The organism is Butyricimonas sp. Marseille-P3923 (genome assembly GCF_900184685.1).
Lineage (GTDB): Bacteria > Bacteroidota > Bacteroidia > Bacteroidales > Marinifilaceae > Butyricimonas > Butyricimonas muris.
Genome location: NZ_FXXL01000003.1, coordinates 50999 through 76779, shown reverse-complemented (window position 1 = coordinate 76779; position 25781 = coordinate 50999). Strand labels below are relative to the sequence as shown.

The 25781-nt window shown below is 44.0% G+C and carries 17 protein-coding genes and 1 tRNA gene; 6 read left to right on the top strand and 12 right to left on the bottom strand.

The window, feature by feature from the left end; genetic code table 11:
• Window positions 1–16: 16 nt before the first annotated feature.
• The 3 genes from CS948_RS00560 to CS948_RS00550 form a co-directional block, all read right to left on the bottom strand.
• Window positions 17–3445, bottom strand: coding sequence for a SusC/RagA family TonB-linked outer membrane protein (locus CS948_RS00560; RefSeq protein WP_099289856.1), 3429 nt, complete (start codon window positions 3443–3445; stop codon window positions 17–19).
• A gap of 163 nt (window positions 3446–3608) precedes the next feature.
• Window positions 3609–4772 carry a FecR family protein gene (locus tag CS948_RS00555; protein WP_099289855.1) on the bottom strand — a complete coding sequence of 388 codons (1164 nt, stop codon included), beginning with the start codon at window positions 4770–4772 and terminating at the stop codon, window positions 3609–3611.
• Between the two features lie 203 nt (window positions 4773–4975).
• The gene (locus tag CS948_RS00550) at window positions 4976–5548 is read right to left on the bottom strand and encodes an RNA polymerase sigma factor (RefSeq protein WP_176554847.1); all 573 of its coding nucleotides are present in this window, start codon (window positions 5546–5548) and stop codon (window positions 4976–4978) included.
• 235 nt (window positions 5549–5783) lie between these two features.
• Between CS948_RS00550 and CS948_RS00545 the strand changes: the two genes are divergently transcribed.
• A tRNA-Asn gene (locus tag CS948_RS00545) sits at window positions 5784–5860 on the top strand.
• Window positions 5861–6252: 392 nt separating this feature from the next.
• Here the strand turns inward: CS948_RS00545 and CS948_RS00535 are convergent.
• Window positions 6253–8895: an ABC transporter substrate binding protein gene (locus tag CS948_RS00535; protein WP_099289852.1), complete on the bottom strand. Its 2643-nt coding sequence runs from the start codon at window positions 8893–8895 to the stop codon at window positions 6253–6255.
• Window positions 8896–9323: 428 nt separating this feature from the next.
• On the opposite strand from CS948_RS00535, the gene CS948_RS00530 reads away from it, so the two are divergent.
• From CS948_RS00530 to CS948_RS00515, 4 genes are all read left to right on the top strand, one after another.
• Window positions 9324–9641: a TusE/DsrC/DsvC family sulfur relay protein gene (locus CS948_RS00530; RefSeq protein WP_099289851.1), complete on the top strand. Its 318-nt coding sequence runs from the start codon at window positions 9324–9326 to the stop codon at window positions 9639–9641.
• 11 nt (window positions 9642–9652) lie between these two features.
• Window positions 9653–10306 carry a hypothetical protein gene (locus tag CS948_RS00525; protein ID WP_099289850.1) on the top strand — a complete coding sequence of 218 codons (654 nt, stop codon included), beginning with the start codon at window positions 9653–9655 and terminating at the stop codon, window positions 10304–10306.
• A complete protein-coding gene (locus CS948_RS00520; RefSeq protein ID WP_255301819.1) occupies window positions 10303–11625 on the top strand; it encodes a (Fe-S)-binding protein in 1323 nt (440 codons plus the stop codon). The genes CS948_RS00525 and CS948_RS00520 overlap by 4 nt, the downstream gene beginning before the upstream one ends.
• A 161-nt stretch (window positions 11626–11786) precedes the next feature.
• Window positions 11787–12950 (top strand): aminotransferase class V-fold PLP-dependent enzyme, encoded by a 1164-nt coding sequence (locus CS948_RS00515; RefSeq protein ID WP_099289849.1) that lies wholly within the window; start codon window positions 11787–11789, stop codon window positions 12948–12950.
• A gap of 75 nt (window positions 12951–13025) precedes the next feature.
• Here CS948_RS00515 and CS948_RS00510 read toward each other — a convergent pair whose 3' ends face one another.
• From CS948_RS00510 to CS948_RS00475, 8 genes are all read right to left on the bottom strand, one after another.
• Entirely contained in the window at window positions 13026–15290 is a 2265-nt protein-coding gene (locus CS948_RS00510; protein ID WP_099289848.1) for a Gldg family protein, read from the bottom strand.
• 11 nt (window positions 15291–15301) lie between these two features.
• Entirely contained in the window at window positions 15302–16228 is a 927-nt protein-coding gene (locus tag CS948_RS00505; protein WP_099290040.1) for an ABC transporter ATP-binding protein, read from the bottom strand.
• Window positions 16229–16333: 105 nt separating this feature from the next.
• On the bottom strand, window positions 16334–17020 hold the full coding sequence (locus CS948_RS00500; protein ID WP_099289847.1) for a fibrobacter succinogenes major paralogous domain-containing protein: 687 nt from the start codon (window positions 17018–17020) through the stop codon (window positions 16334–16336).
• 12 nt (window positions 17021–17032) lie between these two features.
• Complete coding sequence (locus tag CS948_RS00495; RefSeq protein WP_099289846.1) at window positions 17033–17977, bottom strand: hypothetical protein; 945 nt, start codon at window positions 17975–17977, stop codon at window positions 17033–17035.
• Window positions 17978–17989: 12 nt separating this feature from the next.
• Window positions 17990–19507, bottom strand: a complete 1518-nt coding sequence (locus tag CS948_RS00490) for a RagB/SusD family nutrient uptake outer membrane protein (RefSeq protein ID WP_099289845.1) — start codon at window positions 19505–19507, stop codon at window positions 17990–17992.
• A 12-nt stretch (window positions 19508–19519) separates the two neighbouring features.
• Window positions 19520–23095 (bottom strand): SusC/RagA family TonB-linked outer membrane protein, encoded by a 3576-nt coding sequence (locus CS948_RS00485; protein ID WP_255301818.1) that lies wholly within the window; start codon window positions 23093–23095, stop codon window positions 19520–19522.
• Window positions 23096–23166: 71 nt separating this feature from the next.
• Complete coding sequence (locus CS948_RS00480; RefSeq protein ID WP_176554846.1) at window positions 23167–24357, bottom strand: FecR family protein; 1191 nt, start codon at window positions 24355–24357, stop codon at window positions 23167–23169.
• A 59-nt stretch (window positions 24358–24416) separates the two neighbouring features.
• Window positions 24417–24992, bottom strand: coding sequence for a sigma-70 family RNA polymerase sigma factor (locus tag CS948_RS00475; protein WP_099289843.1), 576 nt, complete (start codon window positions 24990–24992; stop codon window positions 24417–24419).
• Window positions 24993–25119: 127 nt separating this feature from the next.
• Between CS948_RS00475 and CS948_RS00470 the strand changes: the two genes are divergently transcribed.
• Window positions 25120–25692: a TlpA disulfide reductase family protein gene (locus tag CS948_RS00470; RefSeq protein ID WP_176554845.1), complete on the top strand. Its 573-nt coding sequence runs from the start codon at window positions 25120–25122 to the stop codon at window positions 25690–25692.
• The last annotated feature ends 89 nt before the right edge of the window (window positions 25693–25781 follow it).

The window sequence follows — 25781 nt, the reverse complement described above, 5'->3', positions numbered from 1 at the left end:
TATTCCTTTCATTATTTTAGAAACCGGCACTCAGTGAAAAATTAAAGGTTCGCGCAAACGGGTAGTTCAACCCCATCTCCTGTTTAATCGTCGAAAAAGTAGCCACATCCTTCATGTTGAATTGCAATCTCAAAGACGTGAACCCGATTTTACCAAGCAATTCGCGACTGAAATCGTATGACAGAGTCAGGGAATTAAAAGTCACGTAATTATTTTTCTGCACGAAACGGGAAGTCGCACGAGTAACATAATACCTATCCTTCAACGCTTTCAAGGGAGTCACGTCGCCTACATCCTGCCAACGTTCCGTCCATACCCGTTTATCAACATTATAATCGTTCAAATTAGCATTCTCCACGTTCTCCAGCAACGTCTTATTATACTTATCACCTCCAAAAGAATACAAGAACGTCGTGTATAAAGAAATGTTCTTGTAACGGAAATTCAAACCGAACGCACCCTCCCCCCATGGGTCTTCATTCCCGATCTTTTGCTGTTCGACAGAAGACCATACATAAGTAATCGTTCCGTCCCGCTTTTGAAAAACCTCCTGACCGTTCGCCGGATTAATACCCAAAGATTTCATCCCGTAGATCGTGTTGGTAGAATTTCCTTCCTCGTACTTCATTATCGGCGTGGCATACGCTTTATTCGATTCGGCATAAATCAACAAGAATTGATTGGTAACCTTACTCTGGTCCCTGTACCCTTCATAAAACTCATCGATACGACTATTGTACTCCTTCAATGATTCCGATATTTTCAATAATTTATTAACATTATGGGCCATATTTCCAAACAGGATCACGTCAAAATCTTTATCACTATACACGCGTACACTCTTCAAAGCGATTTCACCCCCCCGATTCATTACCTCCCCGACATTATCCTTATACTTGGAATATCCCGATGACGACGGTATCGACACATCATTGATCAGCGATTTCGTCTTTTCGTTATACACGTTAAATTCTATAACACCTCTATTCCCCACTACTCCTATTTCTGCCCCGATATTCCACGAGAACTTCTTTTGCCAAGTCAAATTAGGATTACCCAACGCCTTCGGTCTTACCCCTATACCCGTCGGATACCAGTCATCCAACATAATCTCGAAAGTATTCCTCGACATATAAGGCTCGAAATTAGCGCTTCCGGTTTCTCCGATATTGCCCTTGATCTTGAGCATGGGAATCCAATAAAATTCATTCATAAACTCGTAATTGTGTAAATTAATACCCGTACCGAGCGACCAGAAAGGAGCCCATTTTTTATCCGTACCGAACTCAGAAGACCCGTCGTACCGGTAAGAAGCATCGAACAAATAGATATCCTTGAAACTATAATTCAACATCAAGAACATTCCGACCAGACGTGTCTTATTATCCGTGAATGTCGGTTTCTCCACGATTTCATAAGCATAAGCGGGAGAATCTCTTTCCGCATCCGGGAACCCGCGATATTTTGATTTCGTGTAATCTTCTTGCGTCGCCTTCACGTTAAATCCCGCAGAAAAATTAAAATTATGCAGTCCCAGCGTGCGATTGTACGCCCCGAACACGTTCATATCCCATTTTATCTCCTCTTTTCGTTCCTTTACCAGATCACCCTTCTTGAACAAATCAATCCGACCGTAAGTACCGGACGCCGGGTCAGTAAACTTATCCGTGTGCGAATCTTTATAACTGACCGCAAACTGTCCCTTGATCAATAGGTAATCATTCACATACCAGTTCAATGCCAAATTATTCGTTAATTCCGAATACCCGTTTTTACTGTAATTTCCAATTACCGCCTCATACAACGGATTCTTTGACGACCCGCCATAATTTCCCCATTGCGTCGTGTTTTCCAGCAACTCTCCGGTATCCGGATCCCGCCAATAATCGTATGGCTGTTTGGACGTGTAATCCCCGAAATCGCCATAAGGAGAATTTTTAGCTTTCACAACATCGTATGACACTTGATTACGGATCTGTACTCCTTTAAAACGATAGTCTAAAGTTAATCCGGCTCCCATTCTATCCCGATAAGACTTTTTCATGACCCCGTTCTCGTTGTCATAACGCAACTCTACCCCGAAACGGACATGCTCTGCCCCACCCTCGATATACACGCTATGCCTATGATTAATCTCTGTTCTCAAGGGCTGGGAAAGCCAATAATTATCCACACCGATTAATATGCGATTCCGTTTCTGAAGATAATTCCACATCAACGAATTCAACTCATCCTCTGCCGTATACAATCCTTCAAATCTCCACGGTTCGAATAGCCCGGCAGCCACTTCCGCTTCCAGTTTCTCTTTCGAGTGCATCAAATTATAACTACTCAAATCCGGAGCGGTAATACCCAAGTTTCCACTGTACGAAATTCTTAGTTCACCGGGTTGCGGAGCCAAAGTTTCAACCACAATCACACCGTTTGACGCGCGTGAACCGTAAATGGCAGTAGCCGCAGCATCTTTCAGTATCGTGATATCCTTCACCCGTTGCACATCGAAGTCAAAGATCTTCTCGATAGATACCTCGAAACCGTCCAGAATAAACACGGGCAAATTCGGGTTATTCGTTAACGCAAATTCCGATACATCGGTAGATGTCATCATATCCAACTCCTTCACGGACGGTAGTCCGGAACGTCCCCGGATATACAATTCCGGTAATGCGTTCGGGTCCGAACCCAACTCATTATTCTTGATAATACGTAATGAAGGATCAAACACCTGCAAAGCATCCAATAAACTGCGACTCGATACTTTCAATATCTCTTCCCGAGAAACCTGTGTCGCCGATCCGGTAAAACTCGACTTCCGAATATTCGCATACCCGGTCACCACGACATCCTGCAGTGCAATCTTATCCTCTTTCATCACTACTCTCAGATCTTTAGGGGTATCTCCTTCTTTTAAAGGAGCAATTTTCACGTATTCCGTTTCCATTCCCACGAATGTAAATATCAACGTAGCAGTATCCACCGGTAACGTTATACTGAAAAAACCGTCTACATTAGTGGCAACCCCTACACTTGTCCCCTTTATCACTACCGTCACCCCCGCCAAGGGTCTCTTTTTCTCGTCTACCACCGTACCCTTTATCAAACGAGCCACACCTTTGGCCACAATCGTGTCGCGGGCAAGCACCTCATTCGCTTTCCGGATAACAATCAATTTATCCTCCACGGAATAAGTCAACCCCGTACCTTTCAAGCATTCGCGGAGAATCTCGTCTATTTCCACCGCCTTAAACCGCTTGTTCAACTTGTTGACACTCGCCACCTCGCTGTCCTTGTAAATAAAATAATAATCACTGTGCTGGCGAATCTCTTTCATTAAATCCTCGAATGTCGCATTCTTCAGGTTAAAACTGAACACCACATGTTGCGAATGTACTGCTGCAGATAAATGCATTGCCGTACAAAAAAGTAAAAGAGCTAGAAAACGCATAGTTAATAAGATTTTTCGCCCCCCCGACGAACGGAGATAGCATTCTCGATTTTTTTTCATACATTTGTACCATTATATGATTAAACAATACCCGTCCGGTTGCACCCGGTCGGGAGTTATACATAAGCGGTTGGAAGTTGCACCTTCTTTCCGCTTATTTGCTTTACTCGGCCTCCACCACGACGGTCTTCCCTTGCACCGTAAACCGTACCCCGCCCAAACTCTCGAACACGTTCAGCAACGTTTCCGCATTCTCGTAACGTTTTAATCTTCCGGAGAATATAATATCCTTCACCCCTGCGTTCTGGTAAAATACCTCGACATCATACCACTTGGATATCAACGTCATGATATCCTCCAAACGTTGGGATTCAAACAAATACACCCCGTCTTTCCAAGACACGAACAACTCGACGTCCACTTTCCGCACGTCGTTCCTCCCGCTCGCCTTGTCATACACCAGTTGTTCCGACGGACTCAACACGGCAACCTCTCCCGATGAATCGTCCACTTGCACGGCACCTTCCACCAGTGTCGTCATAATACACTCCTCGTCACTGTACGCCCGCACGTTAAACTTCGTTCCAAGCACCTTTATATCAATCTTCCCCGTGTTCATGATAAAAGGTCGCCCGGCATCTTTCGCCACCTCCGCGAATACCTCCCCGCTCACCCATATCCTGCGTTCTTCTCCCAAAAATGCGACAGGAAAACGGATTGAACTTTCCGAATTCAACCATACCTTCGTCCCGTCGTCCAAAGTCACGTTGAACTCCGCCCCGCGGGGAACCCGTATCGTGTTGTACACTTCCTCCTCGACAGAACTCGTGTCCTTCCCGGTATAAACCAACCCACCCCGGTTACTCACGATTCGCTTACTCCCGTCCACCACCGTAAAATTCTCCCGGTTCAACGCCTTGCTACTCCCGTCTGACAGCGTCAACGTCGCCATCGACTTGCCCGGCAATAAAGTCATCTCCCCCGGGTACTCCTGCCGTACGGAATCCACCCGCTGTTCCAACAAGAAAAAAGTCACCAGCAACGGCAGAATCACCACGGCTGCCGCAGCTGCAATACGCCTCCACTCGATACGCCGCTGATGCCGTATAGCACGCCTCAACCGATCAAAATTATAATACTCGTCGAAACGTCGGTAAATGGCCTCCTTGTCCCGGTATGAAGCAGCCGCAATCAACCGTTCGAATATCTCCCGGTGTTCTGCGGCAGCTCCCAACCATCGGGTCAATTCCCCAAGTTGCCCCTCCGTGATCGAACCGTCAATATAAGCATAAATAATATCCGCGATTTTCAAATTCTCTTCCGACATATTCTATTCTCTTTTTAACCCTATAACACGAAAAAGTACACGGCATACTATCCACGTCCACATTTTTTTTCCAACTCTCAATTGTCCTTACAATTGAGAGTTGGAAAAGTTGCAGGTTGCATTTGCCTTCGGCAAGTTACAGGTTGCTTTTCAAGACGGTATTTTAACTCATCCTCTGTTCATCGAGCAGGAAAAAACTTGAATTAACTAATATGATTTACATCGACAAAATAAAAAAGAAACAACAAGAATATCTTGTCTTTCAACCGGGCACGGAGAATCTCCCGGGCACGGGCACGCTGATTGCGTACCGTGTTTTCCGACACTTCCAACACTTCGGCGATCTCCGATATAGACATATCCAGCAAGGTAAGGTTAAAAACTTTCTTCATTGCCTCGGGCAAACGCTCCACCTCGTTCCGGATCCGGCGATGTAACTCTTCCTCGATCACGAAACAATCATCCTCCTCGACAAAAGTTTCCGGAACCGTATCATTCAAGGAAATCTTTTTCACCCGCACCCGATCCCGATTATAATTCAAGCAGGCATTACGCACCGAAAGATACATGAACGAACGCAAAGAATAAATCGCCTCGAAATCCTCCCGGCGAGCCCACACCTTTATAAATACTTCCTGCACGATATCGGCAACGGCTGCATCATCTTTGACAAAGCGACTCCCGAAGGCACATAAGGCATGAAAAAATAAGCGGTAAACCTCCTTTAACGCCTTTTCCTTACCTTGATTCAAATCCCGAAGTATATTTATCTCCATATCAACCATTACGTTCTTTCGCTAATTCTCACAAATATATAAAAAAACCTAATACTTTATACAGAAACCAAAATAAAATATACTTACCTCCAATTCAAACGAAATCCTATTTCTTTGATTTTTAATCACCTAACAAGACACTAAAAATATTTTGTATCATTCAACAATTTTTTCTCCAAATAATTTTGCTCGATAGTACAAAACCCCTATATTTGCATCGCTTTTGAAAAAAAATTCCTTAGTAGCTCAGTTGGTTAGAGCGGCGGACTGTTAATCCGTAGGTCGTAGGTTCAAGTCCTACCTGAGGAGCCAAGCAGGATGAACCGACAGAAATGTCGGTTTTTTCTTTTATACAATTCTTCATTCCAACCTCCTTTTTGAAAGAGTCGGGATATTCTCGCGAGGAAAGACGTGTAGAACGAACGTCCGCAGGGGAAGATACGGGGGTACGTTTCCATTTTTTGCCGGACACGTTCCTGTTTCTCCTTCTCCGGATAACGAGGTTGCCCAGCCGCCAGTAGAGAGTGGTGGTGATTCCCCTGACCGTTTTTTTCCCGTGTAATAATTTTAAATCTGTTCTTGTCATTATACTCTCTTTTCTTGTATAATAGATTTATCGTAAAATAAACAAGAAACAATAAAATAACCTGCAACTTGCCGAAGGCAAATGCAACATGTAACTTGCAACTCGCCGAAGGCGAAAACTACACTGTCTCCGGTCTTTTATAAGGTATTCTAAAATAAACCGTCGTTCCCTTACCGGGTTCCGAGGTTAAATAAATTTCTCCGTCCAACAACTCGATAATCGCCTTGCATATCGGCAGACCGAGTCCCGTTCCCTGCACGAACTCGTTCGCCTTGAAAAACCTGTCGAAAACATGCCCGAGAGATTCTTTTGATATTCCGATACCCGTATCCTCCACGAAACACTCGATCCAGTTTCCGTCATCCGATACTTTCGCACCGACGGCAACATGCCCGCGGGAAGTGAATTTCTTCGCGTTTCTTACCAGATTCAAAAACACCTTTGTCAACTTAATCTCGTCAGTTATAACCAGCAACTCTTCCCGTGGTCCCCGTTCAATAAATTCTACACCCTCCGCGGCGTTCAAATGCCCGATATCCAACACCGAATGCACGAGAAAACGCATATCACACACATCCGGGTAACACATTTCCTGCCCCGCTTCCAGACGCGACAAGTCAAGCACGTCATCCAGCAACCCCAACAAATCCCTGCTGTTATTTGAAATTGAATCCCTGAACAACTTTCTCTCCTCGTCCGAATACCCTTCTTCCGTCATCAAATTGGTGAAGCCGACAATACTGTTCAACGGTGTTCTGATCTCGTGTGAAATATTCGCCACGAAAGCGGATTTCAACCTGTCCGACTCCTCCGCCCGCCGCAGGGCGCTCGCCAACTCCTCTTCCGCCTGTTTATGCTTGTCGATGCTTATACCCATCCCGTAAAGATACTGCACCTTCTTCCCGTCTGCCATCACGACTATTTCCATGACACCCCGGCTTTCCCACCAGTGATAATTCCCCGTTCGCGAGAAATCTACCCGACATTCAATGGCAAATTCCTTCATCTTCCCTTCCAACACTTGCCGAAAAGCAAAGATGACACTTTCCCTGTCATCCGGGTAAATACGTGCCATAAACTTGTTCAATGTGTTCAAGTTTTCCTTCACGAACTCGTCTTCGGCGAAGCCCTCGCCGATGTTCAATATATCATTCTCAACATCGTAATACCACGAGAACGCTTGTAAAGCATTCACCGAAATACGCAGGAATTTCTGTTGCTGCCACTCCCTCGTTATATCCCGGAACATAATCACCGCACCGTAAACCTCGTTATCGAAGTTCACCAAAGGAGAGATGCTACCCGCCACCTTTTGTATCGGGGCATCCCCACCGGGAATCAACACGGTATCCAAAGCCAGATCCTTACGCACTTTCTCCCGCATCACGCCTTCCGCCAACTCCTCGATACCATGCCCCACTTTATCTCTGGCGACTTCACAAACCTCGTGAAGCGGCTTCCCGATAATCTTCCCCGCAAGTCCCAATCCCTCGACTGTAGCGCAATTCAACTCGATAATCCGCAATTCTTTATCCACGACCAGAATACCCTCGCTCATGGAAGATAAGGTGTTCGATAAGATTTCCGTTTTTTCTTTTAACATGGTTGCCATTTGCTGGGCTGCCTTTTCGAGATACCCGCTCCGGCGTAACATTTTCCGGTAACGCAACTGGTACAAGACCAGACATACCAACATAAATACCAGAACACAGAAGACCAAGCATATAGCCACGATGTAAGTTTTATACGTGATCCAAAACGTGCCCCGGTTATTCAAAATCACCTTGTCTGACGGTAGTTCGGAATGTTTCAAACGCCACATTCTTAACAGATTGTCATCGAACACGTGAACCGGCTTCAACGTGTCGACTGGAATAGAACGAACGGACGTCCCTTTCAACACGTCCACCGCCATTTTCCCCAGCCGGGCACCTTGCCGCTCTAGTGTAACAACCACACCCCCGAAAACCCCTTTCCCCAGACCGCGGTCAAAAGCCGTGAAAACCGGTACCGCAGACTCGTTCGCGTACGTGGCGTAATAAATATCCGGATTAAGATAGTCCCCGTCTTCCCCCTGTTGCCAAGTGGTCAAAATAACAAACGAAAGCGGGAATATATTCTGCAATTCACTCGTGAAAGCATCCACTCCCATCGTAGTATCGCTCACGAAATAAAGGGGAAAATCTTTCGTGTATTTCTCCAGTTGTTTCCTTGCCAGACGATCTTGAACCTGTCCCTCCTCTGTCCGATCTGAATAGACATATACTTGCTGCACCTCAGGGAACAACTTGCGTCCGGACAAGAATACACTCTCGTAATCAACCGGATAAACCACTCCCGTCACGTTATCCCAACCGGATACACACCGGTAATCGGTCATCCCGCAAAAGATAACGGGAATCTCCCAGGTCAAAGGAATATTCAAAGAAAAAAGAGCGGCGGCAGCCTCTTCGTCCGACGCCACGATTAAATCCATATCTCCTTTTATATCCCTCAAGCAGGAATCCAACACCCGACGCCTCTCTTCCGCGCTCAACACTTTCTTGGCTCCCAGATAGATTTCTTCCAGTTCCATCTTAAACGGAACTGAACGGAATTGTTGGATGAAAGCTACCGACATCCTTTGATTCGCAGCTTGCTCTGCTTGATTCGAGCTAATAAACAATATTCTCTCGCTCGCGGGAGCAACCGTCGCTCCTCCTTGGGCACGAAACACGAATCCACTTAAAAATATTACCAATAATAATCGGATTATTTTCATCAAGGAATATTTTATAACAACCACAATATTTATTTTGTAAAGGTAATACTTTTCAATCAACAGTTATCCAAAAATAGCCTATTTTGTTATTTCTTCGCTCGTGCAAATTATTTATACATCCAAATAAACTCGCCATACAGCCACTTAAAAAAGGTAAAAACAAAGCGGCTATCACCGTGAAAAACAATTAATACATTATACTAAAGATAAAATCTTATCATCAAGACGTACCATGAATATTCTCTTTCAAGTAATTCCAAATATTATATATCAATCTGGTATACAGCAAAATATATTACCATTCAAGCTACCATCCAACCCGATTCATATCATATTCCCCCTATATTGCTTGAAACACATATTAAAATCATTGTTGTTTTTTCAAATATTTATTATATTGCAGGACAATCTAAAACCAAATAAACATTATGGCAACACTAGAAATTAAAGGAAAGATGTTTGAAGTGGATGGTGACGGTTTCCTCACCAATCCTGCAATCTGGAACGATGAGGTAGCACAATTATTTGCCGAAGCGGACGGAATCAACGAGTTGACGGATAAACATTGGGCTATCATCAAGATTATCCGCAACAATTTCGAGGAGAAGGGGAACGCACCGATGGTCCGGACAATCTGCAAAGAAACCGGATTAAAACTGAAAGAAATTTATGAACTATTCCCGTTAGGACCAGCCCGCGGCGCGTGTCGGGTAGCAGGTTTGCCGAAACCGGACGGGTGCGTTTAAAACACACGACTATGTCTTGGTATATTTGGACCTCGTTGGCTGCACTTCTCTTTTGCGTGGTGTTGTTAGGGGGATATGTCCTACGGCTTTTGAAAAAAGGGTCGCCGAAAGACCTTTCCCAAAAATCCGGGAATATCGCTCAAGCAGTCTGTTACTCTTGTATCGGAGCCATGTCACCCGTGCAAAAAGAATCAGCTTATTTACACCTGCCCACCTATTCGGCAGGTATTATTTTTCATATAGGAAACTTCTTGGCATTGCTCGTGTACGTGGTTATCGCCGCGTCGGCAATCTTCAGCCTCGTGATTCCTGTTGAAAGCGTAACGAACTCGGTCATCATCGTGCCGGCAGCCGCGATTCTCGTTGCCGGTATCTGCGGACTATCCTTATTCATTAAACGTATCGTGAAAAAAGAACTCCGGGAACTATCCTGCGCGGACGATTACATTTCCAATTTTCTCTGCACGGTCATGCTCTTCGTTTCGGCGTATTCCCTGTGGATGTTCCAATTCGGGGCGGTATACTTCGTCACGATGGCACTCCTTTTTATATGGATGCCGATCGGCAAGATCAAACACGTGCTTTATTTCTTCTTCGCGAGATACCATTTGGGCTTTTTCTACGGCTGGCGTGGAACATGGCCTCCTAAAAAAGCTACCGTATGATGAACAATATCACGAACGAACAAAAAGCCAAAGCCCTTGCCGTCCTCGACAAGACGAATGACAGCAAGCTGGAAACCCACTTGAACTCATGCGTGCGTTGCGGGCTGTGCGCAGATAGTTGCATGTACTATCTCACCATGAAAGAAAGCAAGTTCATCCCGGCGAGAAAAGTAGACCTCGTCAGCTCCATTTACAGGCGCTACCGGACATGGCAGGGAGCCGCGTTCCCAAAATTGTTCCGCGCCCGGGAATTGAACCGGGAGATGTGCGACGAGATGATCGATTCCCTTTTCGGGGCTTGCACCATGTGCGGGCGCTGCGTGAAACATTGCTCTATCGGGGTAGATATTCCCTTCGTGGTGAAGAAAGGAAGGGAAATGCTCGCCGAGATGGGCATGGTGCCGAAAACCCTGCAATCCACGGTTGACGCGGCAGTTAACACGGGCAACAACATGGCTATCCCCACGGAAGAATTCGTGGACACGATTCAATGGATGGAAGAAGAATTGCAGGACGAAATGGAAGACCCGAAAGCAGGCTTGTTCCTCGACCGGACGGACAAAAACGTGTTTTACACCGTGAACCCGCGCGAACCGAAGTTCTTCCCGCTCTCCATCGCCGCCATGGGCAAAGTGTTCTACGCCGCCGGCGAGGACTGGACGCTCTCGTCCAAGTACTACGACGTGACGAATTACGGCTACTTCAACGGCAACAACGCCGAGGCAACCCAAATCGCCCGTAACCTCTACGACGAGATACACAAACTCAATTGCAAACGCCTCGTGCTGGGAGAATGCGGTCACGGTTCCCGTGCCATGCGCTGGGAAGGCCCGAACTACCTCAAAACGAAGTACGATTTCGACACGATTACCGTGGTTGAATTGATCGGGGAATATATCCGTGGCGGACGCATCAAACTGGACAAGACGCTCAACGATAAAGTGGTCACCATACACGACCCCTGCAATCTCGTGCGCAACGGCGGATTACTCGATGAAATCCGTTTCGTCGTGAATGCGGCGGCAGCCCACGTGGTGGAAATGACGCCCTACGGCACCGACAACTTCTGTTGCGGCGGCGGCGGCGGGGCTCTTGCCATGAGCGAGTACAACGAACGACGCCTCAAAATCGGTAAAGTCAAAGCCGACCAAATTACCGCCACCGGGGCACAAATCGTGGTCACCCCTTGTCACAACTGCGTGGACCAATTAACGCAAATCAATCACACGTACAATCTGGGCATTACCATAAAGACCGTGGCGGAACTGGTCGCGGATGCCCTGATAATTGAAAATGGAGAATTGAAAATTGAAAATTAAAAATAAAAAACTCCTCCGGCACTCCGTGCCACCTCCTCTATAAACAGAGGAGGAGCTAGTGACTAATTCGAAGGTCGTGAGTAATTCAAATTTTAAACAAAAAAAATGGTCGGCTTGTGCGGTTGGAATCTAAAATTTAAAATCTAAAATCAATACAAGTTATGAGCAAATTAATCTACTTAGACAATTCAGCAACCAGCTTCCCGAAGCCGGACGTAGTTTATGATTTCATGAACGACTTCTATCGCAAACATGGTGTTAATCCCGGACGCTCCGGATTCGATGCTGCCGTTGAAACGGAAGAAGTGGTGAACAGCACCCGCAAGATGCTGACGAAACTCTTGAACGGGGGAACAGACCACAACCGTTTGACGTTCAGTTATAACGCCACGGATTCATTAAACCTCATCATCAACGGTCTGGTGGAGAAAGGTATTCACGTGGTTTCCACCATGCTGGAACACAACTCGGTATTGCGTCCCCTCAACATGCACCATCAAAACGGTACAATTAACGTGACTTACGTTTCTTTTGACGAGAACGGTTACGTGCATCCCGACGACATCAAAAAAGCGATTCGACCGAATACCAAATTCGTGGTGGTTACCCATTGTTCCAACGTACTGGGAACAATCCAACCCTTGGCTGAGATCGGGAAGGTATGTAAAGAAAAAAGTGTAATATTCGTGGTTGACGGCAGTCAGGGTGCCGGAGCCGTGGATCTGGATATGCAAGCCTCGAATATCGACGTGTATTGCTTCACCGGACATAAATGCCTCATGGGCCCGACGGGAATCGGCGGTTCATACGTGCGTGAAGGTATCGAGATCAAACATACCCGCGCCGGTGGCACCGGAGTTCGTTCCGCTTATCCCGTGCATCTGGATGAATACCCGTATCGTTTGGAATACGGAACGTTGAACCTGTTAGGCGTTGCCGGATTGAATGCCGGGATAAAATGGATTCAAGAACAGGGTATCATGAATATACACCACCGGGAAATCCAATTATGGGATAAACTGCGCAAAGCGTTACAGGACATCGACGGTGTCACCACCTACTGCGCCAACAGCCCCGAAAACAAGAACCCAGTACTTAGCTTCAATATCAAAGGATTCGACTCCGGTGACGTGGGTACCATGCTCGACGTGGACTACAATATTGCCGTTCGCACCGGATTGCAGTGTGCACCGAAAGTACACGAGGTAATCGGCACGTTCGACCTCCACGGCACCGTCCGCATGAGCATCGGTGCCTTCACCACGGAAGAAGACGTGAACACGGCAATCGAGGCAGTAAAGGAAATTGCCGCTATTAGAAACTAATATCATACAAGAGAGCGATTGAAAAGAAGTTTTCAATCGCTCTCTTTATACCTAGCAATTAAATAACCGCTTGTGTTACTTTCCTCTTCTCATAAGCCACAATCCCAAGGCGATCAATAATAATATTCCGGGATAAATCCCCAAGAAGAAAATACTGATCCATTTTGAATTCTTTCGGGTAATATTTATATATTCATCTGGCGGGACGGGACGAACAATCTGAACCGGAGAATACCCATCCGACAACCAATAAACGGATGCCCCCATAACGTCAAGATTCAGAACTCCTTCCTCCGCTTTAAAATCAAGCCCCGTGTTACTAAAGTAGTCTGCATTCCCGAACAACATGATCTTTTGCACTCGATCGTCCACTTTCCGGGAAACTCCAAGACCTGTCACGTATGCTTTCTCGACTTCACCTGCCACGGGATTCAACCGCACAGTATCATCAGCAAAATTCGTTGTTTCCACTTCATTCCAAACACCTTTACCGGCTGTTGTAAAAAGAGGAGTTACATCATATCCTTTATTCGCGGGATAATTAAACCCACAACAACGAGCACCAGCCATCAAAGTTTCTTCCCGTAACAAATCGCCAAAGATTCCACCCATTTTATCCGCACTATTCGGGATACTTATAGAATAAACAATATCAGCGGTCGTCCGGCTATTCGGTCTCACCAAAGACCCCGGGACAACATCTACCCCGAATTGCTCGATGAACTCTTTAAAACTCTGAGAACTTTGCGGATTCAATGCCATAAACAAATTACCACCCCGATCAATATACTCCTGTAAATTTCCTTTCTCAAGATCTGTCAATTGCCCTCGAGGATCCGCAATAATCAACAAATTGACATCCGAGGGAACCTTCTGTTCCAAAGTCAATTCTACCACATCAAATCCGTTATTTATAAAAGATTGACGAAATGATCTCTCCCTCATAATCAAACGATAATCCCGATCCGCAGATTTTAACATATTCCGTTCTCCATGTCCTGTCAAATAACCGACTGGATGAGGAGTTTCCACAAAACGCCTGAACATCGTAAAATAGTCTTCTTCCTTCGGAAATTTTGTCGCGTCATTATACACGGGCAAAATCTCTTTCTGCCCATTCTCCCGTTCAAAAATACGTACAATACTTATCCCTTCCGCCACGGAATCTATTGGAATATCCACCTTGTCGGAACGTAATACCTTATTTATATTCTCATCCAACAAATCTACCATATAATACAAATCTCTCGTCTCCGTGTCTTTTGGGTAATAGTAGACATATTTTGTATCAGTTTCCGGCTTGAAACGAATATAAGGCATCAATTCACCAGCAATATCTTCCTTCACGGATCTGGATGCCACGTATCCAAAATCATTCTCCATGATATTCCCGTAAGTGGTAATCGTCATGCCTCCTTTCAACTTTGAAATCAACTCCTGTGTTTTAGGAACGAGTGACATCGCTTTAGTCTGCGTTGCATCATAAAAAAACATCAATTTCGGGCGGGAAGTCAAGTATCCCAAAAACATAACCCCCACAAACAACATAAAAAACTTGCTCCATGTAACTGTCCATCTACTCTTTTGCCGGGCTGCTTGAAGCTGTATAATCGTCAAACACAGAAACAAAGCAATCAAGATCAAGAAATAAAGTAGATCTTCACTACAAATTAACCCATGGATAAATTGATTTGCCCTGCCGGATATAGATAACCAATACGTCAGCTCCCGCACGAACTCAATGTTTTGCCACACTTCCCGCATATAACTCAACACGGCTAACAAAGACAAAGTACATAAAGCCGCCACCAATTGATACGAGGTAATACTCGACATAAACAAACCGATGGCGGAATACACGCATATTAATAAATAAATTCCCAGCAACCCGGAAAAACAAAGCCCCCAATCAAAATGCGGGATCGTAATCCCGGCAAACACGACAAATACCGAAAGGATTGCAATCAACACCAACGCGTAAACCATCATGGACAGATATTTACCCAATATAATCTGGGTATTCGTGATGGGTGAATTGTACAACAATTTAATAGACCCACTACTATACTCCCTACTCATCAATCCCATCGTCAACAACGGAATGTAGAGATAAAGAGAAAATAATATCTGCATAAAAAGTCCTTTCTTACCGGCAAACGTCATAGCGGTCAGATTGTACGTTCCATGATCTACCATGGAGTGAAATTTTATCGTTCCTTCAAATAAAACAGAAAAAATCATGCTTGCCTGAAAAGTAAAAATAATGATAATCATCCAGGCTATCGGGGAATAAAACAAGACCTGCAATTCTGTCTTGGCTATTTTATATATCGTTCTCATACACCACTCTTTTATTTATTATTTTTAGACAATTCCGCGAAAACAGTATCCATTGAAGTTTTTTCCACGTATATTTCTCTCAATTCCCAATTTTGAACCACACTCATTTCCACAATTTGATGAATAGCTTCATTCCCTTCCTCAAATCGAACACGGTATTTATTTTTATCTTCAACTTCCACTTTCCGGATTTGCGGTAAGGCTTCCAAATCTTCCGGTTTCACTTCATTGGCAAACGTTACACACAAGGTATCCGATGCCACGTAATTATTAAACTCTTCCACCGTACCGGAAAAAACCACGTGACCATGCTCGATCATCCGGATATAATCGCAAGCGGCTTGCACTTCCGACAATATATGAGTTGAAAGAAGTACAGTACGCTCCCGGGCAATCTCCTTAATCAAATGCCTGACTTCCACGATCTGGTTCGGGTCCAACCCATTTGTCGGCTCGTCCAACACCACCAATTCCGGTTTATGGATAATCGCTTGAGCAATCCCCACGCGCTGCTGGTATCCCCCGGACAAATTCCGCAGCAAGCGTTTTTGGAAATGTTCGATACCGCATTGAGCCATGACTTCCGAAACAGCTCCAGGGATCATCTTGGAAGGAATTTGTCGTAAATTAGCACAATACGTCAAATATTCTTTAACGGTTAATTCCACCTGTAAAGGAGGTTTCTGGGGCAAAAAACCGTTATGCCTTCTCGCCTCAACCGGATGCTTGCGCAAATTAATACCCCTGATAAACACCTCACCTTGAGTCGGCTTTAGCACACCACACATGATATTCATCGTGGTTGATTTCCCCGCTCCGTTAGAACCGAGCAAACCGTAAACACCGCTTTTATTAATTTCAAAATTTATATCTTTAATCGCCCATTGAACCGAATAACGATGAGATAAATTTTTCACTAAAACAATAGGTTCTTCCATACAATACATCTTTACATTTTTTATTCCCGAATATGTTTTTAATCACAAATAGAAACCCTGGGAGAGTTAAAAAACTCTCCCAATCGGATCCCTCATTACACTTTACTATTTAGAAACGTCTCTCACGCAACGTACACTCAATAATTTTTCAGGCAATGTACTGAAACGTCCGATCTGGGACGTATTGTAACATATTTGCCTGTATATTATTGCTTTCTGTTTTCCCGTATCTTCTGAGGATGACCAGAAAAAACCATAAAAACCGAGAAAATCAGGAGTATAACTTCCAAACGACTTATCCTCATAGTTTACAAACCCGCCGGGACGCAACCATAACATCTCTTTCTGTTGCAACATTTCACCTTGTCGGTCGCCTCTCCACCCGAACACGGACAATTCACTTTCGGACATTCCCATCAGCTTCTCCAACTTTTGCCAATCCTCATCAGTAGGTATCCGCCATCCTTCCGGCACGGCTTCTTGAGCAGCCTCATAATCATATAAATACCCGTATTTTATACAATTCTGGGCTTCTTGGTCCTTCCTCTCCTCCGGGGTAATCTGAATTTCAGAGTAAATTTGGCTCTCACCGTTTTCCACCTCCACCCGCATATTTTCGGTCATCCATTCCAGATCACCATAACGTACCCAATGATACACACTACCATCTCGTTGATCCGTAAAATTACCCTCCTCACTTGGTAAGACCCGGGGCAAAACGCTCTCGTTATCATCACACGCACCAACTGCCAGAAGAAACAATGCAATAACTATTATATATCTATTTCTCATAATTACTTCCTATTAAAACATTTCCAAATGAATTCCCAAATCCGTCACCACCTTCTTTAATAAATTATACTTCTCGATAACAATCGGATAAGCTGCATTTTCTTCCAAAAATACATCTTCGTCCCCGAACATTACCTCCATAAAACTAAGAACATCTTCTTTTTCTGATGGAAATTGAACACGATAATCCCAATAGTCCTCATCATATTCCAGCGAACCGGTAATAAAGCCCAACTCTCGCAAATCGTTAATATAAAGATCAGGAAATAACTCATACATATAGCCCGATTTATCGTAATAATCTTTTCCCGGGGCATAAAAATCAAGCAATACAGAAGGACGAGCTGTCAACATATTACTAACCATCGCAATCATGATCTCTTTCAGAAAACCAACCTGTTCCTCGTCGTCCATACCCAAGATATCCCCCATTGAAATCGCCATACATCGGGTTCCGGAATAAAAATTTATAGGATAACCTTCTCCATAAAAACCTTCACTTGCTTCCATCCCTTCCTCTAAATAAAACGGGTATTGTAAAATCGTATTCACTAGCAAAAACGAATAAGGAGCCAATGATTTATCCATCAAAGCCAACAAACGTTCTTTTACAAAACTCACGCCAGCTCTCTTTATTTCCATATTCTCCAAATAATGGAACGTGAACTTATCCATGGAGGAAGAGAGAATGCCATATCCCAACTCAACCGTTTCAAAAGAATATCGCGGAAAACCGTCTTCGTCCCTCCCCAGAAATTCTTTCCGCAGAGTATCGTTAAATAGTAAATAGCTACCCGTTTCTTTCTGAAATTCCCGTCGCAACACGGACTCCTCATCCATAGCCGTACCCGGGACTTCAAAATAGTTCTCGATACCTTCACCGGATACTAAATTACCTTCTTTCTGGCAAGCGACACCTAACAGTCCCAATATTATAAAACCCAATATTCGATACATAACTCTCTGTCTTTAATTATAATTTATAGTTTCAGCTACACCTCTATCATTTCGAGGATTATCATTCATCAATTCATCAAATTCCAAAACCTCTCTCGGGATAGGCAGAACATAAGCCGGATCACCGGGTTTCAACTTGTACACGAACGTTTGCTGGGGAATATTCTTATACACGTCATAATCATATAGGAATGTCGTGTATGTATTACGCAAGACCTTTTCCAACGGGTACTGCTCGCACACGCTATAACGCCTCAAATCATACCACCGGTGTCCCTCGAAACACAGTTCGCGATAACGTTCATTCCGAATATCCTCCATCAACGCTTTACCAGAAGAAGTGACTTCATAATCTTCATGAATGCGACACTTTCTAAGAGCGTTCAGCGTTTCGCGAGCCCCGCCTTCATCATTCAAGTAAGCACACGCTTCCGCCAGATTCAAGTAAGCCTCCGCCGTCCTGTACACGCATACATCAGATATATTTCCCCCGTATCCCTCGTATTTATTACAAGGATAATAAGGAGGATAATCCTTCGACAAAAATATATTAAAACGCAAATCATTTTCGTTCTCTTGTAACGCATCTATCAAATCTTGTGAAGTACTCATTCCTTTCTGCTGCATAGTAGTATTCAGTCCTAACCAATTATTGCCGGTTGAAAAAATTATCTCCGCACAATCGTCATCCAAAAACTTCCCTTTTGCCGGGAATGTATTGAGATCAACCAAACTATTATTATTCTCCAATACTTTTTCAGCATAAAACTTCGCCTTCTCCCAATCGCGCATATAAAGGTAAACCCGACTTTTCAACAAGTACGCCGCCGTAATGTCCGCACGGAAAATAGACTTATGCACCGCTTTCTCCAAACTTTTCTCCGCTTCATCCAGATCCTTAATCACCTGATCGAACACCTCTTGAACACTATTACGGGTAAATTTCTTATCTTCCACGTATTCCGTCGTTTTTAAAGGTACTGCCGGATCAGTTGATGCCGTTGATGCTGTATATGGCTTCCCGTAAAGATTCACCAACCAAAAATAATAAACACCTCGTAAAAAATAAGCCTCGCCCCGTATGCGGGCTATATCGGCTTCCTCTTCTTCGTTAGACGCTTTCTGGTCTGCGATTCCCGCGATAATCATGTTGGCAACGTTGATACGTTCATAAAAACATTGCCAATCTAAACTCTGGTTCACTTTCTCCAAATTATCAATTCCAAGGTCAACTCGTTTTTGCCACGTGTAGTAGCCGAAATATTTATCTCTCCCGTGTGTATTCAAGTCCGAACCGAAACCATTCGCATCCTCTATATTCTCTCGTATTTCGTCTGCCATCAAATGCACGTAAGGCGTCACCCCCTCCAGACTCGTAAAATCAGGTGCCAGATAAGCACCACCAATCAACAATTCGTCCAGATCCGTGTATGAATGCACATACGCCAAATCCTGTGAGTAATCTTTCAAAAAGCCAGAACAAGATACCGTCAACAATAGTATTATTCCAATCGTAAATATCCGTATCATAACTCATCAAATTTAAAATGCAACATTCAATCCCAACGAAAACGCCGGTCTGTCCGATAATTGGATTTCAGCGAATCCACTCTGTGTCGGAGCTTGACCTTTCAGTTTTGAAGAACAGATTGTGAACACGTTCGAGGTCGAAGCAGTAACAGACAAACTGGTCAACCCGATTCGATTCAACCATTTCTCGGGTACATCATATGTGAGGCTCAAGTCCTGACACTGAAGATAATTTCCACTTACCACCCGTTGACTACCATAGTTGTACATGGTCCACGCGTTCTCTCCCACCATAATATTCTCCCCCACGATCACATTAGCACCATACCGTTTACTCGCCCCCGTCGTTGCATTAACCATACAAGGAATATTCGTGTAACGCTCGTCCCCCGGGTTTCTCCACCTCTTGGTTAAATCCTTGTTTACATTTTCCAACGCACTAAACTCGATCCCGTTATCGTATAATTTGAACAAACGCACCTTAGACCCCAAACTATAATTGAAAGATATATTCAAACGAAGACTCTTGTAACGGAAACTATTATTAAGCCCGCCTTGTATTTTCGGGTCACGCTGACCGGAAGGAGTCAAAATGGTCGTGAACACGTCATACTTACTTTTACCAATTAACTCCTCTTTTCTCTCCTGCATCGTATCGAACATCGGACCTCCGTCCACGGGATTCAAACCTAAAAATTTATATGAATAGAATGTACCGACAGCGTGACCTTTCGTCAATGCATTCCCGGACAGGAAATCATCCAGTTCATACTCTTCCGCACCGGGCACGGTATTCATTTCATTAAATACCTGAGAAAAAGAAGTTGACAACGTCCACCTGAAATTATCCGTAGAAACCGGAGATAACGAAACATCTACGCTGTAACCGCTATTCCGAATCTCCCCGGAATTAATCACGTAAGACTTCCGCCCGTTGACAGAAGACACCGTCCTGTTCATGAAAGCATCTTTCGTTAATTTATAATAGTAAGACGTGTTCACTTGCAACGCGTTATTAAACAAGCCGAAATCCAATCCCACGTTAAATGAACTCGTTTTTTCCCATTTCAAACTCGGATTCGGGTATACTTCCACCTTAGACATCAACTCGTTGTAGTGAGCGTTTAGCGGAAGTTTTTTCAATATCATCACCGGAGATTGTCCGTCCAACATATTTCCTTGAAAACCATAAGACAACCGTAATGCCAAATTACTAACCCATCGGGGAGCCATATTCATGTGCTCCGAAATATTATACGAACCGGACACAGACCAGATCGGCAATAACTTCTCGTTACTCCTGTCCCCGAATTTATTAGACCCGTCGATACGGGTGTTAGCATTCAACGTGAACAAATTATTGTACGTGTAAGACACGGATATATAAGCCGCGATCAAATTAGACAAATTATCCGAAATCGAGGGATAGTTGTTTCCCAGCCAACTCTTGTAAGCGGGATAATCATCAATATTCACATCGGCGGCAAACTGCTTGCCCCGTTCCTCGTAATACCCCCGTTCTACACGATTGTAGCCATGGGCACGCGTGGAAGAAGCCTCAAATCCCAGATTAGTCACGATATTATGCTGGAAATTCTCACCGAAACTCTTGTTCATATCCAACTGCAAACGTGCCGTGTACGAGTTATTACGGTCATAAATCTTTGTCAATTCACCCCCGTACGGGCATAGGGAATGCGTGTATTCACCTTTAGGAGGCTCTACCCCATACTCGGAACCGCGCATATTTGCAACATAATTTGTTTTGTCCGACCAATAGCCTTCCTGCTCTGTATTTGACGTGGAATAAGACAAAATAGCTTGAGCGTTCAGCCAGTCCGTGACACGATAATTCAAATTCGCGTTGCAAGTAAAACCGGAAGCCTCCTGATTAGAATGACTATTCTCCAATTCATTCAAAATATTGAAGTTATAGTCTGTCGAACTAGGCTTATAATAATAGCGACCTTTTTCGTCATACGCCGGAATGCATCGGCTTGTCGTGTAAGCATAATCTATCACGTTAATTCCCGATTGATTATATTTTCTGGAACTGACATTTCCCAACAAACTTAAAGCCAGCGTAAAGCAATCCGAAAAATGAGCATCGAAATTTAAACTAGCCGTATAACGCTCGTTATTAGCACCTTTAATAACATCATTATCAATAGCGTACCCGATTGAAGCATAGTAACGTAATTGTTCACTTCCGCCGGATAAACTAATCGTATGTTGATGAGAGAAAGCATCCTCCGTCAATATCTTGAACCAATCCGTGTTCATCCTCTCCAAGTCTTTCACTTTTCGCGTGAACTCATCCCCAGAAACAACTCTCTGGTACATTTGGGTAATCAATCCCTCGTACCCCACCTGAGGCATATCCGAGGGGTAAACATGATGATTCGCGACCAAATCCTTGGAAAAATCGACTCTTTGCTTGGAATTCATGACATTAACTTTGCGATCCGTGTAACGGGGACGCAATTTGAAAGTACCTGTCGCGTTGTACCGTACCAAGATATTCCCCACGTGCCCTTTCTTCGTGGTAATCACGATCACCCCGTTCGCGGCCTTCGTCCCGTACAAGGCTGTCGCAGAAGCATCTTTCAACACGTCGATACGGTCAATATCCTGAGGATTAAGCCCGGCTATCGCATTACCGATGCGGTTCACGTAATCCGGGTCATTCAGTTCCTCCGGAGAAATAGGTACCGGATCGTTCAGCACGATACCATCCACCACCCAAAGGGGCTCCCGGTTCCCGATCAACGTGGAAGTCCCCCTGATCCGGATTCGAGGTACTACTCCCACCTCCCCGGAATTAGTTGTCATCATCATATCCGGAATACGCCCCTTCAGCATCTGGTCAATAGACATCACACCTTGAACCATGATATCTTTCGCTTTTACAGAACTCACCGCACTCGTCAATTTCTTCCGGTCAATCACCTGATATCCGGTAACAACGACCTCATTCATCTCGGTAACATTCTCTTCCAACACAACCTCGATATTCTTTTGTCCGGAATAAACGATTTCTTTCGTTTTCATCCCTATAAAAGAAAACCGCAACACAATCTTTTGCCCCTCGTTAAATTCCAATTCAAATTTTCCATCCTCGTCGGTCACCGTTCCGAGACTCGTCCCCATAATTAACACGGTAACCCCCGGAATGGAGTAACCTTGTTCATCTTTCACCACTCCGGTAACGACAACAGACTTCACTTTGGGAGCCATTTTCTTGATAATGATTAAATTATTTTCCTGCAAATAACTCAACCCGGAGTTCAACAAACAAGAATCCAAAATTTCTTTCACTATCTTGTTCTCTGCCCGAACGGTCAAATGGACAACGTTCTCCACGTCTTCCATCTTAAAAACAAAAGAATAATTCGAAAGCCTCTCGATCTCGGATAACACCTTCACGAGAGATTCATTTTCCAAACGCAAAGAAACACGCTGCGTTTGCCCATACGTCGACAAGAAACCGACCACCATCAAAATAAGCAGGGATAGCCCCCTAAGTTTAGATAACATCCATTCCGTTTTTCGTCGCTCGCGAAAAACATTAATCCTGTTTTTTTTCATACTTTTGTTTGATTTTAGTTAAACATCTTTTGATGTTTTCAGGAGGGAGCCCTAATCCCTCCTGTTTTGATTTATTTTAAAATTGTATCATCATACACGAATATCTTTCGCCCGTAAAAAATAAATTTAACCCCGTTGGTCTTCTGTAATTTTTCCAATACCATCTTGATATCATCGTACCGATCCATATTCAAATAGAAACGCGTATCTTGTAAACGATCATTTTTATACTCCACCTCAAAGTCATACCATCTCGCAAGTTCCTTAAAAATTTCCTTCAACGGTTTATTCTTCATGACAACCCGTCCGTTCTTCCAACCGATCGCCTCTCCCACGTCCACCCGCTCCGTCTTCAAAAGCCCGTTGCTTTTCATATAAACAGCTTGCTCCGAGGGGCTCAATACAATTTCTTCACCACTAGCAACATACTTTTGCTTGATCTTGCCAGTTGCTAAAGTCGTTATCACGTACTCATCCTCGGGATAAGCTTTCACGTCAAAACTTGTCCCCAAAACCGTGATATCCATATCCGCCGTTTTCACGATGAAAGGAACTTCCGCATCATGCTCAACCTCAAAATAAGCCTCACCCGCCAAAATTACTTCTCGCTTTTCCCCATCGAAATACTCCGGGTAACACAACTTCGACCCGGCATTCATCCAAACCCGGGTTCCGTCACTCAAGGTCAAACGAAATTCACTCCCCTGGGGGACTTCCAAAGTATGCACCCGTACCTCGTGCGCATCGTGCGCACGCATCCTCTCGTAACGCATCATACAACTATCATCCATGAAAATATGGCTACAAGAATCTGTAAGTATCGCCTTCTTTACAGTAGCGTTTAATATCACCTTCTTCTCCGTACCGATAGATAAAATCGCCTGCCGCCTGCCCTGTCGCTGTACCAATTCGGAAAATACCTTTTCCTGAACGAACACATCCCCAGCCCTCTCCCGCCAATACAGAACTACTGATAAAAATAACAACACGACAACCGCTGCAGCCGTCCCCCACATACGCCACAATTTTCGAGTACGATGTAATTTTCGAAAAACTTTATTTCTCGCTATTCCGGTATCGATTGTATTCCACTCCCCGGCAACTTGCAACGCATATAATTCACGCATCCTTTTCTTAAAAAGGACCTCGTGCTTCTTGCTTTCCTTTACCCAAGCCAAGAGTTCCCCGGTTTCCCGTTCGTCCAAATTCCCCGAGAAAAAACCCGCCACTAACGCTTCTATATATACATCCGAATTATTCATCATTTTCCGATTTTGTATAGACAGACCAGCAAAATCGAAAATGGGTGAATGATTTTCACTTAATTTTTCCCGTTAAGCACATATTTTATAAACAGACATAATATACTCGAATCGGAGAATGTATTTCTCAACACCTTCAACCCACTAGAAAGCAACGTTTTCACCGTATTAACAGACGTACCGTTCTCTTCCGCTACCTCTTTATATTTTCTTCCTTTAATCAAAATTTCCTGCACCACGATACGCGTCTTCGCCGGCAAATCCTCTATCGCCTTGTAAATAGCAACAATCAGTTCCGGATCTATAGTCTTACTCTCCTCCTCGACAGCATCACACTTCAACACTTCCAATTCCGAGTACACCTCCCTTTTAGCATTCAAACTATTCACGCAAATATTCTTTACCGCCCGGAACAAATAAGTACCCAAGGCATCGGGAACAATATTCTCGTACACGCGTTCTTTCATAAAACGATAAAAAACCTCCTGAACCAAATCCTCGGCAAACACCCGGTCTGTAATCAAAGAATCGGCAAATAAAACCAATGGCTTATAATACCGGTCGAACAACAAATCTCCTCCGGTATTACAATTTTTTTGCAATGCTTGTATAATAACACAGTCTTTTATCACCATCTTGCCGATATTTCAGATAGACAAAAATACTGCTCTTCATTTTATTTACAACAAAAAGAGAAAAATTATTCACCCATTTTTGATTTTCCATGTCTGTCTTCATATAAATCACATGAATTATTATACTATGAAAAAAATGTTATTATTACTTTGCATGACTGCCTGCATATGTATTTCCGGACAGGCGCAAGAATCCAACCACGGGAAAGATACCGGTGCAGACAAAGAACTCATCAACCAAAAAATGCCGCCGATTGTCATCAAGGAATGGATATCCGAAATCCCGGACACCACGGGCAAATTCATTCTCATCGATTTCTGGGGCACCTGGTGCTACTGGTGCGTACAAGAAATTCCCCACCTAAACGAAATTGCAAAAGAATTTAAAGACGACCTCGTGGTCATCGGCATCGCCAATCAAACAGCAAAAGACGTGAAGAAAATGAAAAAGCCCGTCATAGAATATTATAGCGCGGCAGACTCAACCAGCACCACGATAAACGAATGCTGGATTGATTCCTTTCCCCATTGCAAATTACTCGCACCCGACAAAACCGTCATTTGGGAAGGAATCCCTGAATTATCCGGATTTGAATTAACCAGAGACACCATTCGTTTACTTATTGACAAGTATAAGAAACTATCATCTCCAGTAAAGGAGAACAAAACTATCCGTAAACACGAACAAACGAGAAAATAACACTTTCGAATTTTTTCCCCGAATAAAGTACGATATATTCATTTTCGAATACGTTGTAAGTAAAAAATGATTACTTTTGAGGCCATTAA

Coding starts and splice junctions, on each gene's coding strand:
- CS948_RS00505 (WP_099290040.1), bottom strand. CDS start 16,228: ATGGAAGAACCTATTGTTTTAGTGAAAAATTTATCTCATCGTTATTCG.
- CS948_RS00470 (WP_176554845.1), top strand. CDS start 25,120: ATGAAAAAAATGTTATTATTACTTTGCATGACTGCCTGCATATGTATT.
- CS948_RS00480 (WP_176554846.1), bottom strand. CDS start 24,357: ATGAATAATTCGGATGTATATATAGAAGCGTTAGTGGCGGGTTTTTTC.
- CS948_RS00560 (WP_099289856.1), bottom strand. CDS start 3,445: ATGCGTTTTCTAGCTCTTTTACTTTTTTGTACGGCAATGCATTTATCT.
- CS948_RS00485 (WP_255301818.1), bottom strand. CDS start 23,095: ATGAAAAAAAACAGGATTAATGTTTTTCGCGAGCGACGAAAAACGGAA.
- CS948_RS00520 (WP_255301819.1), top strand. CDS start 10,303: ATGATGAACAATATCACGAACGAACAAAAAGCCAAAGCCCTTGCCGTC.
- CS948_RS00535 (WP_099289852.1), bottom strand. CDS start 8,895: ATGAAAATAATCCGATTATTATTGGTAATATTTTTAAGTGGATTCGTG.
- CS948_RS00510 (WP_099289848.1), bottom strand. CDS start 15,290: ATGAGAACGATATATAAAATAGCCAAGACAGAATTGCAGGTCTTGTTT.
- CS948_RS00475 (WP_099289843.1), bottom strand. CDS start 24,992: ATGGTGATAAAAGACTGTGTTATTATACAAGCATTGCAAAAAAATTGT.
- CS948_RS00490 (WP_099289845.1), bottom strand. CDS start 19,507: ATGATACGGATATTTACGATTGGAATAATACTATTGTTGACGGTATCT.
- CS948_RS00515 (WP_099289849.1), top strand. CDS start 11,787: ATGAGCAAATTAATCTACTTAGACAATTCAGCAACCAGCTTCCCGAAG.
- CS948_RS00550 (WP_176554847.1), bottom strand. CDS start 5,548: ATGGAGATAAATATACTTCGGGATTTGAATCAAGGTAAGGAAAAGGCG.
- CS948_RS00555 (WP_099289855.1), bottom strand. CDS start 4,772: ATGTCGGAAGAGAATTTGAAAATCGCGGATATTATTTATGCTTATATT.
- CS948_RS00525 (WP_099289850.1), top strand. CDS start 9,653: ATGTCTTGGTATATTTGGACCTCGTTGGCTGCACTTCTCTTTTGCGTG.
- CS948_RS00500 (WP_099289847.1), bottom strand. CDS start 17,020: ATGAGAAATAGATATATAATAGTTATTGCATTGTTTCTTCTGGCAGTT.
- CS948_RS00530 (WP_099289851.1), top strand. CDS start 9,324: ATGGCAACACTAGAAATTAAAGGAAAGATGTTTGAAGTGGATGGTGAC.
- CS948_RS00495 (WP_099289846.1), bottom strand. CDS start 17,977: ATGTATCGAATATTGGGTTTTATAATATTGGGACTGTTAGGTGTCGCT.